Annotated in this window: 12 protein-coding genes; 8 read left to right on the top strand and 4 right to left on the bottom strand. The window is 64.1% G+C overall.

The features are described from left to right. Positions 1-180 precede the first annotated feature (180 nt). The gene (locus tag OKW39_RS08585; RefSeq protein WP_429562435.1) at positions 181-573 is read right to left on the bottom strand and encodes an SRPBCC family protein; all 393 of its coding nucleotides are present in this window, start codon (positions 571-573) and stop codon (positions 181-183) included. 100 nt (positions 574-673) lie between these two features. Further along, the gene (locus tag OKW39_RS08580; protein WP_429362298.1) at positions 674-1,492 is read right to left on the bottom strand and encodes a crotonase/enoyl-CoA hydratase family protein; all 819 of its coding nucleotides are present in this window, start codon (positions 1,490-1,492) and stop codon (positions 674-676) included. A gap of 142 nt (positions 1,493-1,634) precedes the next feature. On the opposite strand from OKW39_RS08580, the gene OKW39_RS08575 reads away from it, so the two are divergent. Further along, the gene (locus tag OKW39_RS08575) at positions 1,635-2,216 is read left to right on the top strand and encodes a plasmid fertility inhibition factor family protein (RefSeq protein ID WP_429562434.1); all 582 of its coding nucleotides are present in this window, start codon (positions 1,635-1,637) and stop codon (positions 2,214-2,216) included. 44 nt (positions 2,217-2,260) lie between these two features. Here the strand turns inward: OKW39_RS08575 and OKW39_RS08570 are convergent, their stop codons facing one another. Further along, positions 2,261-3,256, bottom strand: a complete 996-nt coding sequence (locus OKW39_RS08570; RefSeq protein WP_090803206.1) for a 2-hydroxyacid dehydrogenase — start codon at positions 3,254-3,256, stop codon at positions 2,261-2,263. A 223-nt stretch (positions 3,257-3,479) separates the two neighbouring features. Here OKW39_RS08570 and OKW39_RS08565 point away from each other — a divergent pair, with 223 nt between their 5' ends. From OKW39_RS08565 to OKW39_RS08540, 6 genes are all read left to right on the top strand, one after another. Then, on the top strand, positions 3,480-4,703 hold the full coding sequence (locus tag OKW39_RS08565) for a pyridoxal-phosphate-dependent aminotransferase family protein (RefSeq protein ID WP_090803207.1): 1,224 nt from the start codon (positions 3,480-3,482) through the stop codon (positions 4,701-4,703). Between the two features lie 719 nt (positions 4,704-5,422). After that, positions 5,423-6,412: a carboxylate--amine ligase gene (locus OKW39_RS08560; protein WP_429362292.1), complete on the top strand. Its 990-nt coding sequence runs from the start codon at positions 5,423-5,425 to the stop codon at positions 6,410-6,412. Positions 6,413-6,447: 35 nt separating this feature from the next. After that, the gene (locus OKW39_RS08555) at positions 6,448-7,701 is read left to right on the top strand and encodes an NAD(P)-binding domain-containing protein (RefSeq protein WP_090803210.1); all 1,254 of its coding nucleotides are present in this window, start codon (positions 6,448-6,450) and stop codon (positions 7,699-7,701) included. Between the two features lie 61 nt (positions 7,702-7,762). Continuing rightward, complete coding sequence (locus OKW39_RS08550) at positions 7,763-8,647, top strand: polysaccharide deacetylase family protein (RefSeq protein ID WP_429563474.1); 885 nt, start codon at positions 7,763-7,765, stop codon at positions 8,645-8,647. Between the two features lie 92 nt (positions 8,648-8,739). Beyond that, entirely contained in the window at positions 8,740-9,984 is a 1,245-nt protein-coding gene (locus OKW39_RS08545; protein ID WP_429562433.1) for a glycosyltransferase, read from the top strand. A gap of 18 nt (positions 9,985-10,002) precedes the next feature. Continuing rightward, positions 10,003-10,299, top strand: coding sequence for a hypothetical protein (locus tag OKW39_RS08540; RefSeq protein WP_429562432.1), 297 nt, complete (start codon positions 10,003-10,005; stop codon positions 10,297-10,299). A 148-nt stretch (positions 10,300-10,447) separates the two neighbouring features. Here the strand turns inward: OKW39_RS08540 and OKW39_RS08535 are convergent, their stop codons facing one another. Then, complete coding sequence (locus OKW39_RS08535) at positions 10,448-10,831, bottom strand: hypothetical protein (RefSeq protein WP_429335808.1); 384 nt, start codon at positions 10,829-10,831, stop codon at positions 10,448-10,450. A gap of 220 nt (positions 10,832-11,051) precedes the next feature. On the opposite strand from OKW39_RS08535, the gene OKW39_RS08530 reads away from it, so the two are divergent. Then, complete coding sequence (locus tag OKW39_RS08530; protein ID WP_090803215.1) at positions 11,052-13,271, top strand: GNVR domain-containing protein; 2,220 nt, start codon at positions 11,052-11,054, stop codon at positions 13,269-13,271. The last annotated feature ends 11 nt before the right edge of the window (positions 13,272-13,282 follow it).

Below are 13,282 nucleotides of genomic sequence, written 5' to 3'. Positions count from 1 at the left end.
ACGCGTGAAGCGGCGCGAACAACGGGCGCCGGGCGGGCGATTCCGAAGGCGGAAACGCTGTCGCCGGCCAGGGAAAAACAGTAGGGGATTCTACCTAAGTCAAATCTGGCTTGCCGGCTGTCCGGAAAGCTGTTGTTTTTTGTGGAACGCGGCGGCGGGAGCCCGAGCCGCCAGGGGCGTTCAGCGCCGCGCGAGGTTGCGCCCGAGTGCCGCGCAGCCCGCATCCGTCAGCGCTTCGACCACGTTGCTGCGATCGTCGGGCTTGAAGTCGGCGATCCAGATCACGCGGCAATGTGCGGACGTGTCGGCCACGACCTGCAGCGTCGCATGATGATGCTCGAAGCGCCCGCCGCCCACCGAGTAGGCGAGCCGCATGTGGGCATCGTCGACGGCGATCACGCGTTCCTCGACCACGGTGCCGTCGGCGAAGGTGACCCAGCGCAGGTCGCCTTCCATGCGCGCCGCGATCAGCGCGCCCGCGAATACGCGGGCGACCCCGGCGGGATCGCGCAGCGCGGCCCATGCATCGGCCGCGGTGGTTGCCACGGCGATTTCCCGGTAGATCGTCGCCATCGCATTTCCTCCTGTTCGTTTCGGGCAACCCAGGTCTCGTGCGCGCGGGGGGTGTCGCGACCGGCGATTGCAAACCTGTCACCGATCGCGCGGCGCCGACTTATCCGCGATCCGCGTCGAACGTGTCGCCATGACGGCCCGCGCCGGACGCAAAGCGCGCCGCGCCCGCCACGCCCTCGGCCAAGACCGCCGGGTAGCCGCCCGCGCCTTCGCGCCGCAATGCCTCGGCGAGATCGTCCAGCGTGCTGTTCTCGAGCGCGGAGCGACGATCGGCGAGCAGCGCCGCCTGCGGAAACGCGGCGAGCTCCGCGGCCAGTTGCTCGGCAGCCGCGCGCGCTTCGCCCTTCGGCACCACGCGGTTGGCGAGCCCGAACGAAAGCGCCTCGCGCGCATCGACCGCGCGGCCGGTCAGGATCAGATCGAGTGCACGCGACAGACCGATCAGTCGCGGCAGCCGGATCGTGCCGCCGTCGATCAGCGGAATGCCGACACGCCGGCAGAACACGCCGAGCACCGCATCTTCCTCGACGACGCGCAGGTCGCACATCGCGGCAAGCTCGAGCCCACCCGCCACCGCATAGCCGGCGATCGCGGCGATCACCGGCTTGCTGAAGGATGTGCGTGTCGGTCCCATCGGCCCCGGGCCGCTGCCGTCCGCGTGCAGCTCATTGCGGCGCGTCGCGTCGGCGAGCGCGCCGAGGTCCGCGCCCGCGCAAAATGTGCCGCCCGCGCCGAACAGCACGGCCGCGTGCCACGCCGGCTCGGCCTCGAAGCGGCTGAACGCAGCGCTCAACGCCTCGGCCACCTGCCGATCGACCGCATTGCGCCGCGCGGGCCTCTCCAGCACGATCGTAGCGACGCCGTTGCCGTCATTCGACTCGATTCGCACATGGTTATTAAAATATTGGAAGGCTATCATCGTTATGTATACCTGAAGGGTATCTGAAGCTCCCTGTTTGCCTGTCGATCAGGCAGTGTGGCCATGCGCTCATGCAGCGTAATTAATCCGGTAGGCTGTCATGTTTCCGTCACGTCCGGCTCGTAGCGTTAGCGCTCTATTAATGCTCTGGCGTTCTGCCGCCAGCTTGCCGAGCCTGCCTTTGTCCCTGCCTTTGCCCAATTCATCGCCGGCCCCCGCCCCGGGCTGCGCCGAAGCTGTCTGGATCGTGCCGTTGCACGAGCATGTGTGGTACGACCATGTGCGTCTGAAGCGCGTCTTCGTCGCTGACGGCACACGTCACCAGGTCGTGCTCGTCGATCTGCGCAAGCTGCTCGTGTGCGCGAATCGCGACAACACCGATTACGTGCTGAAGCCGGTCGCCGAATGGCACGCGGGCAAGGTCCGCGGCATTCGCGAGTTTCTCGATCCCGACAGCCCGCGGATTCCGCAGATGCCCTACGTGACGATCTCCACGCGTCGCGCGCCGGGATTGCTCGGCTGGGTCGGCATCGAGCGCGAGGGGGTGGTGGCGTTTCGCAACGGCCAGCATCGCGCGCGCTATCTGGCCGAGGCGGGCGCGCGCTGGTGTCCGGTCGAAGTGCACGAGCGCGAGGCGGGATTGCTGCGTGAGCTGTGCGGCGCGGCCGATGATGCCCGCACCGCGATTCGCGCGACCCAGTCGGGCAGCGACAGCGACGTCTAACTTTCGCGGTCCGCGGCAATTCGCGTACGCCACGGTTATCACGGCTACCCCGCCTGCACGACGTTGCGCGGCGTGCCCGCCTGCCACGCCGCGATGTTCGCGAGCGTGGTCTGCGCGATCTCGGTCATCGCCTCGCGCGTGAAGAACGCCTGGTGCGCGGTGACGATCACGTTCGGAAACATCAACAGACGCGCGAGCACGTCGTCCTGTAGCGGCAGATTCGAATGATCCTCGAAGAAGATGCCGCCTTCTTCCTCGTACACGTCGAGCCCGAGATGGCCGAGCTGGCCGTCCTTCAACGCGCCGATCAGTGCGTTCGCCTCGACGAGCCCGCCGCGCCCGGTGTTGATCAGCATCGCGCCGCGCTTCATCTTCGCCAGCGCGGCGCGGTCGATCAGGTGATAGGTGTCGGGCAACAGCGGGCAATGCAGACTGACGACGTCCGATTCGGCGAGCAAGGTATCGAGCGGCACGTAGCGCGCGCCGAGCGCGAGCAGTTCGTCGGCCGGCGGCTCCGGATCGTAGGCGAGCACCTGCATGCCGAAGCCCGCCATGATGCGCGCGAACACCCGGCCGATGATGCCCGCGCCGATCACGCCGACCGTCTTGCCATGCAGGTCGAAGCCGAGCAGCCCATGCAGCGAGAAGTCGCCTTCGCGCGTGCGCGCGACCGCGCGCGGCAGGCGCCGGTTCAGCGCGAGAATCAGTCCCACCGCATGTTCGGCGACCGCGTACGGCGAGTAGGCCGGCACGCGTGCGACCGGCATGCCGAGCCGCTCGGCCGCCGCGAGGTCGACGTGATTGAAGCCCGCCGAGCGCAGCGCGATCATGCGCGTGCCGCCCGCATGAAGCCGTTCGAGCGTGGCGGCGTCGACGCTGTCGTTGACGAACGGGCAGACCACGTCGTAGCCATGCGCGAGGATCGCGGTCTCGCTGTCGAGAGGGGATTCCTGGAAATGCAGTTCATAGCCATGCGCGGCATTGGCCTCGGTGAATGTATCGACGTCGTATTGACGACTGCTGAACAGGATCGTGCGCATATCGGGCTCCGAAGAAGCTGTTTCTCGATGTTAGGCGACTTCGCGAATGAAAGAGTAGGGTGATGTGGTGAACGCGGGTAACGCTCGCGCATGACGGCTGGCTACCTTGGCCAAAAAACTTGCGCGATCGCGCGGTTCGGTGAATGATCGGACGAACGGCCTCGAGCGGCGTGCCTGCCGCGAGGCCGTTCGTTCCTTTGCGCTTCACATTCATACACCGATCATGCCGACTTCAACCTCCACTACCGTTGCTTCGTCCGTCCCCTGTCCGATTGTCGAATCGCTCGACGCCATCCTTCCCGAAGAACCGCTGCTGATGATGGGCGCCGGCCCCGTGCCGATTCCCGCCGCGGTCGCGAAGGCCAATGCGATCGTGATCAACCATCTGGGCGGCACGATGGCGAAGGTGGTGAACCAGGTGAAAACGATGGCGCGCTACGTGTTCCAGACGCAGTCGAAGTGGGTGCTCGGCGTCGCGGGACCGGGATCGGGCGCGATGGAGATGGCGATCTCCAATCTCGCGTGGGAAGGCACGCGCATGCTGTGCATCAAGAATGGCTTCTTCAGCGACCGCATGGGCGAAATGGGCCGGCGCGTCGGCGCGCGCGTGAGCATGCTCGAAGTCGCGGACCGCACGGTCGCGAGTCTCGACCAGATCGCCGACGCGCTGCGCCGCGAGCGTCCCGAGGTCGTCACGGTCGTGCAGGGCGAGACCTCGAACACCGTGTGGAATCATCATCTGAAAGACATCGCCGCGCTTGCGAAGGAAGCGGGCGCGCTCGTGATCGTCGACGCTGTCTGCACGCTGAGCACGATGCCGCTCGAAATGGATATCTGGGGCATCGACGCGGTGATCACCGGCGGCCAGAAGGGCTTGTCATCGATTCCGGGCGTGTCGCTGATTGCGTTTTCAGACGCGGCCTGGGCGCGCGTCAAAGGCCGCACGGCGCCCAATACGCACTGGTGCCTCGATGCGTCGCTGGCGGAAAACTTCTGGCACAACGCCGGGTATCACTACACGGCGCCGGTGTCGGGCGTGCTCGCGCTGCACGAGGCGCTGCGGCTCGTCTGCGCGGAGACGCTGGAGAAGCGCTTCGCGCGCCATCTGAAATGCTCGCTCGCGTTGCAACAAGGCGTCACCGCGATGGGCCTGCAACTGTATGCGCCGGAGAATTGCCGCCTGAATTCGGTGGTCGGCATCGAAGTGCCGGACGGCCTCAGTCCCACCGACGTCTGCGCGCATATCTCGCGGCAGCATCAGGTGGAAATCTCCGGCTCGTTCGGTCTGCCGATCGTGCGTATCGGCCAGATGGGCGAACAGTGCCGCGAGCACAACCTGTTTCGCACCGTGCATGCGCTGGGCCGCACGATGGTCGATCTCGGCGTCAACGTCGATCTGCCGGCGGGTGTCGCGGCGCTCGAGCGCGGCTTGAGCGAAGGTAAATAAGCATTTTTCCGATGCGCTACGAATAGCATTCGCAGCGCATATCTTTTGTGCGATCCAGCACTTTATAGTCCCATTAGAAAGTTTTTTTCCGCCATTATCGTGTTGCAATAAATTAATGCTTCGCAACGTTTTTACATAACAATGGCGAAATCGTCCAAACCCTTACGGAATAAGGCTCTGCGCCTTTCTAAAGGGTTTTCTTCCTTTCTTACTTTCTATTGTTCTCTGTGCGCCGGCGCACGTATCGAGATCAGGCCGAAACGTAAAGTAGGTCAAGGCAAGAGCAGCGCAATGCTCACGCTGCGGTAAATCGCAAGACCATGATTCGACACACGGCGCGTGCCAGGACGTGCCTGCCGCGCTCATGCATGCATGCCGCCGGAACAAAGCTTTAACGCCAAAGCGCCCCCGCGAGGCGACAAAAAAGGATTTCTATCCGATTCGATAATTCGATCGCGTGGAGTCTCGAAGACTGTCTTCGAGGGTCCACGCACGTACGAAGCAAGGATATCGACACTATGGCGAGCGCATACGACTCAGGTCAATCGGCAGGGGTTATCGTTGGAGCAGAGTTGAACGGACTGGGGGTGGCGCGGTCGCTCGCGCAGGCCCGCGTTCCGGTTGTCGCAGTCGATACGAGGACCCGCGCGGCGACGTGGTGCCGACACGTTCATGCGCATCAGGTAAAGAGTTTTGTCGGGAAAATATTCGTTGATGAAATGATCGAACTCGGCAAGCGGTTCGATCGTCTGCCAGTTCTGATTCTGACCGACGAAGACGCGGTGCATGCGGTGTCGGAAAATCGGGCGGCTTTGTCGCACTGGTATCGGTTCCGCTTGCCGGCCGACGACACCGTCAAGATGTTGTCGAGCAAGGCGCGCTTTCACGAATTCGCGCAGCGGCATGGCTTTCCGGTGCCGCGCTCGGTCGTGCTCGACAAGCTTGCCGACATCGAACGGCTGGCCGAATTGCGCTACCCGTGCGTGCTGAAACCGGACGACAAGCGCAACGTGCTGCGCGGCGAGAAAGAACGCGCGGTGCGCGTCGACATGCTGCAGCATGCACGCGATCGCGCTATCGCGATGCTCGCGACGCCGGGCGGCATCATCGCGCAGGAGTGGATCGAGGGGCCTGACAGCAACATCCACTTCACGCTGTTCTATCGCGGCGCCGACGGCAACATGGTCAGCATGTTCACCGGCCGCAAGGTGTTGAGCTCGCCGCCGGGCGTCGGCAATACCGCGATCTGCGTGGCCGCGCCCGAAGCGCGCGGGACGCTCGAACCGCTGACGCGGCGCTTCGCCGAGCTGGCCGGTTTCGACGGCATGGGCAGCATCGAGTACAAGTGGGACGACAACTACAACGAGTTCGTGATGGTCGAGCCCACGGTCGGCCGCACGGACTGGCAGGAGGAGATCGCGACGCTGTGCGGCGTCAACATTCCGCTTGCCGCGTACCGCCATGAACTCGGCCTGCCATTGCCCGTCGAGCGCCTGAGCCGGCAACCGGTCGCGTGGCGCGCGACGTTTTCCGACCGGCCGCCGCCCGAATTGCTGAGCGAGCGCACGAAAATTTTCGATGGCTATTTCCGCTGGAACGATCCGTTCCCAGCGTTGCAGCACTATGTCGTGATGAATCCGCTGCGACGCATGAAGCGCAGCTGGAAAAAAGCGATCAGGGCGCCCGAGTCGCATCAGGCCAAAGCCTGACGCTGGCAACGAAAGCCGTTCCCCTGGAGACCAGCATGTCTTTGACCGATACCATCATCATTGGCGCGGGGCCCTACGGGTCATCTCTTGCCGCGCATCTGAAGGCCGCCGGCGTGGATCACCAGATCCTCGGGGAACCGATGGGAGCGTGGCGCAACTACATGCCGCCCGGCATGCTGCTGCGCTCCGAGGCTTTCGCGTCGAGCCTGCACGCGCCGCGCAGCGGCTTTACCGTCGAAGATTACTGCCGCCTGACAGGACTGCCTTACCAACCGCTCGGCATGGCGCTGCCGCTCGAAACCTTCGTCGAGTACGGGCTGTGGTTCCAGTCGAATCTGGTCGGCGAAATCCAGCCGGTCGACGTGCTCGCATTGCGCCGCGTCGGCGATCAGTTCCAGCTGTCGCTGAGCGACGGCCGCTCGCTCGCCGCGCGCAGAGTCGTGATCGCGCTCGGCCTGAAGGGCTTCGCGCAAACCCCGCCGGCGCTGCGGGACTTGCCGGCGCAATATGCGTCGCATTCGGAGCTGTATGGGAACCTCGAGTGGGCGCGCGGCAAGGACATTGCGATCGTCGGCGGCGGGCAGTCGGCGCTCGGGCTGTCCGCGCTGCTCAACGAACTCGGCGCGCGCGCGCACGTGCTGATGCGCGAGAGCAGCGTGGTGTGGCATGAGCGGCCGCAGGGCGGTCGCAACATCCTGTCGCGCATCAAGGGGCCCGACGCGGGACTGGGGCGCGGCTGGCGCTCGCTGTTCCTGTCCGAGTTTCCCGGCGTGTTCCACATGCTCGACCCACGACGCCGCAAGCAGATCATGGAGCACACGTACGGAGCGTCCGGCGCGTGGTGGCTGCACGATCGCGTGGTCGGCAAGGTGCAGATCTCGCATCGCACCGTGGTGCGCTCCGCGGCGGTCGAAAACGACCGCGTCGTACTGAACGTGCTGAGCGATGGCAAGCAAGCGCGGGTGAGCGCCGATCACGTGATCGCCGCGACCGGTTTCAAAACCGACATGCGGCAGCACGCGTTCCTGTCCAAAGATCTGGCCGACGCGATTTCGAATCAGGGCGGCATGCCCGATCTGACGTCGCACTACGAAACGCGCGTGCGCGGCCTCTATGTGATCGGACCCGCGTGCGCGCACAGCTTCGGGCCCGTGATGCGCTTCGTCTATGGAACCAAGCACGCGTCGCCGACCGTGGCGCGGCACATTATCGGTTCGTTGAAAGCGGGTGCGCGGCAACGCACGTGGCCCGTCGCCGATGCACCCATGCCGGAGCGCTCAGGTGAATAAAACCCAAGCAACGGGCGCGTCTGCGCGCTCGCACCTGTCCGACAGCTACCGCGGGCGCCGCATGAAGCGCTACAAGACGCTCGTGAAGGAGATGCTCGCGGGCTTCGTCCTGATTTCGGGTCTCGCGTGGTTCACGCGCAAGGTGCTGTGGCGCGATCGCGTGGCCGTGCTGCTTTATCACGATCCCGATCCGGACACGCTCGACCGTCACCTGACTTATCTCCGCAAGCTGTGCGAGTTCGTGCCGTTGACCGACGTCAGCGCGCCCGGCCGCGGCCGGCCACGCGTGGCGATCACGCTCGACGACGGCCACGCGGGCAACGCGAAGCTGTTGCCGGTGTTCATCAAGCACAACGTGCGCCCGACGATCTTCCTGTGCAGCCGCATCGTCGGACGGGCGCGCAGTCACTGGTGGCTGCATCCGGGCTCGCTGCGCGTCGGCCATGAACGTCTGAAGCGGATGACGAACGACGAGCGCCTCGCCGCGCTGGCGGCCCAAGGCTACCAGCAGGACGGCGATGACCGGCCGACCGGCCTGTCGATCGAAGCGCTGCAGGCGATGCGCGAGCACATCGACTTCCAGGCGCATACGCGCTTCCATCCGATCCTCACGCATTGCAGCGACGCTGAAAGCGAGGCCGAAATCCGCGACAGCCGCCATGAGATCGCGGCGCTGCTGCAACAACCGTGCGAGCACTTCGCGTATCCGAACGGCAATTACGGCGAACGCGAAGTGGAGTTCGTGCGGGCCGCCGGCTTCAAAACCGCGCGCACCTGCGACATCGGCTGGAACGATCAGCACACCGATCCGTACCGGCTGCGCACGATCATCATCGACGATGCGGCATCGACGCTGCGCTTCGCGGCGCAATTGAGCGGCATTGCGCTGTTTCTGCGCTATCTGCGCGAGGGTGGAGGCTGGCGCGGCAAGTTTCCGCAGTTTTGAACAGAGGGAGCGCCTGGACGAAGCGATTCGTCCGGGCAACGCCGTCCGGGTTTTTCGCGAGACGGCACGAGGGGCATACGACAGGAGGGGACATGCAGCGCTGCAGGGTACTGGTGATCAACGATTACGCGCACATGGGCGGCGCGGAAGTGGTCTATCAACAATCGGCCGAGCTGTTGGGCACGCTGCCCGGCGTCGAGGTCGAGCGTTTCGACGATAGCCAGTTTTCCGCGCGCTCGACGATGCTGTCGCGCTCCTGGAACACGACCGCCGCGCGCGCGCTCGAAAAGGCGCTGCATCGTTTCCGGCCGCATCGGCTGATGGTGCACAACTACCACAACGTGCTGTCGCCTTCGATTCTCAGCGTGATCGCGCGGCACGAGCGTCAGTTCGGTTATCGCGCGTATCACACCTGCCACGACTATCACCTCGTCTACTACAACCCGTCGCTGCAGTACTTCGACAAGGATAAGCGTCCGATCATTCTGCCGCTCGACGTGCTGCGCACACGCGCGGTCTTCACGTTGCGGCCGACGCCGAAGGGCCTCGTGCACGATCTGATGACGAAGGCGTGGTGGCACGCGGTGCGCGCGGCCTATCAGCCCGCGCGCGTGTTCGACAGGATCTTGTGTCCGAGCCTGTTCATGCAGCAGGCGCTGCATCGCGTCGGCATCGAGAATACGGTCATCGTGCACAATCCGTCGGCGGTGCCCAGCGCGATGCCAATCGTCACGGTGCGTGACAAGGAGCGCTTCAACCTCGCGTTCGTCGGACGGATCTCGCCGGAGAAAGGCCTGCTGCAATTTCTGACGCTCTGCGAGGCGACGGGCTTCGAGCGCATCAATTGCATCGGCGTGTACGGCGACGGCCCGGACCGCGCGGCGATCGAGCAGCGCTACGCGTCGCTGATCGCACAGCGCAAGCTGATTCTGTTCGGCACGCTGCCGCAGCAGCAGTTGTTTCCCGCCATGCGCGAGTTCGCCGATGCGGTGGTCGTGCCGTCGGTGGGCGCGGAGAACGCGCCGCTTGTCGTGATCGAGGCGGCGATGCTCGGTCTGCCGGTGCTGGTTCGCGACGGCGGCAGCATGGCGGTGACCGCGGAATCGGTCGGCAACAAGATCAAGTTCAAGTTCGAACCGGGCAGCCTGAAACAGGCGCTCGGCGAACTCGCCATTCATCTGGCCGATGAGCACAGAAAGTACGACGTCGAAGAATATCTGCCCGAGCATTACGCGCGGCGTCTGGCTGAAATCATGCACATCGGCGAAAGTTCGACGCACGTCGCGCCGTCGCGCCGTCGCGCGCGCTATGCGGATAATCCGCGTCCGGCGCCCTGAAAATAGTCGGCGCTGATTGTGGCAAACGGCGTGTATATCCGTGCCGTTATCGTCGCTTTAAACACGTGTTTTTTATCGCGTGATTTGTCTGAAGCAATCCTGCAGCAATCGGCTTTTGTGTGCGCTGCCGAACGTTGTAAGGACGGGCTCTCTGAATATTATGATCGCCAAGGAAAGGCATTTTATCGAGCGCTGAAGCGCGTGACTCGACAGAGTAAACGAGGCCGCGGTGACGGCGCGGAGTTGGCGATGATCGGCTCAATCGGTCGGCGAAAAAGCCAGACTCATCAGAACAAAAGCATGTGCATGTCGTGAGCGTTTGCGTGGAAAAACGGCGGACGAGACGCGGCTAATCGGGGAATCTTCGCGACCGGGCCCGGCAGTCAGTTCAAACCAAACAGGAATGTGGCCGCAAGCGGCCACATCGGCGATACGGGGGGTCCAGACGGTGATGCGCTACAACTCAGCGCACGCTGTACGGATCGGCGGTCTCGGGAGACGCGTAGGTCTGGTCTGAATTCCACAAATCGCTGCCGTAGGGGTCCGCTGAGTTCTTGCCGCGGACAGGCTGTGCAACGCTTGTACGTTTCTGCTTCGGAAGGCTGTTTTTGGTTTGGGTGTACACGTTGGGCGCGACATAGCGGTTCTTTTTAGCGTACGCGAAATCCGACGAGGAGCCGTAGAGCGTGGTGGAACTGGCCGCATGAGGCGTCATCGCGTCGAGTTGCGAGTGTTTGGCGACATAACTCGGCGCATAAGCCGAAGAGGCGGCGGACACGATGCTCTGGGCGTAACCCACCTGGGCGCTCAGGAATACCGGTATTACGGCGGCAAGAAGTTTTTTCATTTCGGGATCCGTAAGAAAGCATGTGGTGCGATGTTAGGGAAAAGAGCCGACCTCGCATAGGCGCTGTTACACACAAAGGTAGCCGATGTGGCGTCAATCAGCTACCCCCGTCCGATCGAGGCGGTCAGCTCGCTGGACACAGGCGTGACTGGATGCGGCGACGTGCCGGTCCCGGCGCCGGGAACAAGTGGCAAACCGTCGAGACTTTGGGAGAACTCGCATGAACCAAAGCAGTGCACCATTCGATAGCCGGAACAACAACAGCGAACATGCGCCGGCAGGCTTCGCGAATTATCTGGATGCGCTGTACGACAATCGCAAGCTGATTGCCATCACGACGGCCATCGCGGTCGCGCTCGGCATCGCTTATTCGGTGTTCTCCGAACCCGTGTATCGCGCGGACATTCTGGTGCAGGTCGAGGAGAACGCGGGTACCTCGTCCAGGAGCGTGATCGGCGACGTGTCCGCGATGTTCGACGTGAAGACCGCGACGTCAGGCGAGGCACAGGTGATCGGCTCGCGCATGGTGGTGGGCCGCGCGGTCGACAAGCTCAATCTCGACATCGAAGCGGCGCCGCGCTACTTCCCGCTGTTCGGCCGCTGGCTCGGCCGTCATTCCGATCATCTGTCGACGCCGGGACCGCACGGCTACGTGTACGGCAACGAGCGCATCACGGTGTCGAAATTCGACGTCCCCGAAGAGCTATTCGACCGTCCGTTCGTGCTGAAGATGGGCGAGGGATCGAGCTACGAGCTGCAATACGGCAAGCTGAAGCTCGAAGGCACGGTCGGCCAACCGCTGAGCGCGACGACCAACTACGGGCCGCTCACGCTCGTCGTCGACCGGATCGAGGCGAATCCCGGCGCGACCTTCGAAGTGCGGCGCCAGTCCGCGCTGACGACGACCGAAAAGCTGCGCAAGGAACTGACGATCTCGGAAAAAGGCAAGGAATCGGACATCCTCGGCGTGTCGCTCGAAGGCAGCGATCCGAAGAAGATCAGCGCGATTCTCGCGACCATCGCTGGCGAATACGTGAGCCAGAACCTGAAGCGCAAATCCGAGGAAGCGGAGCGTTCGATCCGTTTCCTCGAAATACAGCTTCCGGAGATGCGCCAGCAGCTTTCCGCTTCGGAAACGCGCTTCAACGACTTCCGCGCGAAGCATGGCACCGTCGATCTCGGCGAGGAAGCGACCAACCTGCTGCAGCTGTCGGTTCAGGCGCAGACGCGGCTCGCGGAACTTCAACAGAAGCGCAATGAACTGCTGACGCGCTTCACCGAGCAGCATCCGGCCGTGCAGTCGGTCAACGCGCAGTTGCATGCGGCGCAACAGGAAGCGAAAGATCTCGCGAGCCGGACGCAATCGCTGCCGCCGCTCGAACAGAACGTGCTGCGCCTGCAGCGCGACGTGCAGGTCGGCACCGAGCTCGATACGTCGCTGCGCAATACGCTCGAACAGCTGAAGCTGATCAAGGCGGGTAAGTCCGGCAACGTGCGCATCGTCGACGGCGCCGTCGCGCCCGATACGCCGGTGCGGCCCAAGCCGCTGCTGATCATCATCGGCGCGCTGATGCTGGGCGTGTTCGTCGGCTCGGTGATCGCGCTCGTGCGTCAGCGTCTGTTCGACGCGATCGACGATCCGTACGAAGTCGAGCTGCGCACCGGTTTGCCGGTCTACGCGAGCGTGCCGTTCAGCCGTCAGGAAGAGCGGTTCGCGCACAGCCGTCGCCGTCCGGAATCGAAGGCGCTCGTGCTTGCGGGCGAAGCGGTGATCGATCCGGCCATCGAAAGTCTGCGTGGCTTTCGCACTGCGCTCGAATTCACGATGACCAAGGCGCGCAACCATATCGTGCTGATCACGGGCCCGACGCCGGGCATCGGCAAGTCGTTCGTGTCGCTGAATCTCGCCGCGGTAATCGGCGCGACCGGCAAGCGCGTCCTGCTGATCGACGGCGACCTGCGTCGCGGCTTCCTGCATCGGCATCTCGGCGGCGATCGCGGTCCTGGCCTCACCGATCTGATCCAGGGCGCGTACCGTCCCGAAGAGCTGATTCGCGCGACCCGTTTCCAGGGTGTCGACTTCATCGCGAGCGGCCGCCAGGTGGCGAGCCCGAGCGACGTGCTGTCGAACACACGGCTCGAAGCGGTGCTGCGCCAGGTCGCGACCGGCTACGACGTCGTGCTGCTCGACGGACCGCCGGTGCTGCTCGCCGCGGATGCGGTCCGGCTCGCCTGCGTGGCAGGTACGACGTTCTTCGTCGCGCGTCAGGGTGTCACGGGCATCGGCGAGCTGCGTGAGTCGGTCCGCCAGATGCAGAAGGTCGGCCTGCCGGTGCGCGGCGTGATCATGAACGGACTGCGGATGCGGCCGGGACGCTACAGCTACGGTTACGGACGCTATCGCTACGCGGCCTACATCTACAAACCGTACGACAGATAAGCGCGGGCGCC

Source organism: Paraburkholderia sp. MM6662-R1 (genome assembly GCF_050436245.1).
GTDB lineage: Bacteria > Pseudomonadota > Gammaproteobacteria > Burkholderiales > Burkholderiaceae > Paraburkholderia > Paraburkholderia tuberum.
Note: the sequence above shows the minus strand (reverse complement) of the source record. Positions and strands in the feature narration are given on the sequence as shown.

Excerpts from the sequence above, each read along its gene's own strand:
- OKW39_RS08585 (WP_429562435.1), bottom strand. The coding sequence starts at position 573 with ATGGCGACGATCTACCGGGAAATCGCCGTGGCAACCACCGCGGCCGAT.
- OKW39_RS08580 (WP_429362298.1), bottom strand. The coding sequence starts at position 1,492 with ATGATAGCCTTCCAATATTTTAATAACCATGTGCGAATCGAGTCGAAT.
- OKW39_RS08575 (WP_429562434.1), top strand. The coding sequence starts at position 1,635 with ATGCTCTGGCGTTCTGCCGCCAGCTTGCCGAGCCTGCCTTTGTCCCTG.
- OKW39_RS08570 (WP_090803206.1), bottom strand. The coding sequence starts at position 3,256 with ATGCGCACGATCCTGTTCAGCAGTCGTCAATACGACGTCGATACATTC.
- OKW39_RS08565 (WP_090803207.1), top strand. The coding sequence starts at position 3,480 with ATGCCGACTTCAACCTCCACTACCGTTGCTTCGTCCGTCCCCTGTCCG.
- OKW39_RS08560 (WP_429362292.1), top strand. The coding sequence starts at position 5,423 with ATGATCGAACTCGGCAAGCGGTTCGATCGTCTGCCAGTTCTGATTCTG.
- OKW39_RS08555 (WP_090803210.1), top strand. The coding sequence starts at position 6,448 with ATGTCTTTGACCGATACCATCATCATTGGCGCGGGGCCCTACGGGTCA.
- OKW39_RS08550 (WP_429563474.1), top strand. The coding sequence starts at position 7,763 with ATGAAGCGCTACAAGACGCTCGTGAAGGAGATGCTCGCGGGCTTCGTC.
- OKW39_RS08545 (WP_429562433.1), top strand. The coding sequence starts at position 8,740 with ATGCAGCGCTGCAGGGTACTGGTGATCAACGATTACGCGCACATGGGC.
- OKW39_RS08535 (WP_429335808.1), bottom strand. The coding sequence starts at position 10,831 with ATGAAAAAACTTCTTGCCGCCGTAATACCGGTATTCCTGAGCGCCCAG.
- OKW39_RS08530 (WP_090803215.1), top strand. The coding sequence starts at position 11,052 with ATGAACCAAAGCAGTGCACCATTCGATAGCCGGAACAACAACAGCGAA.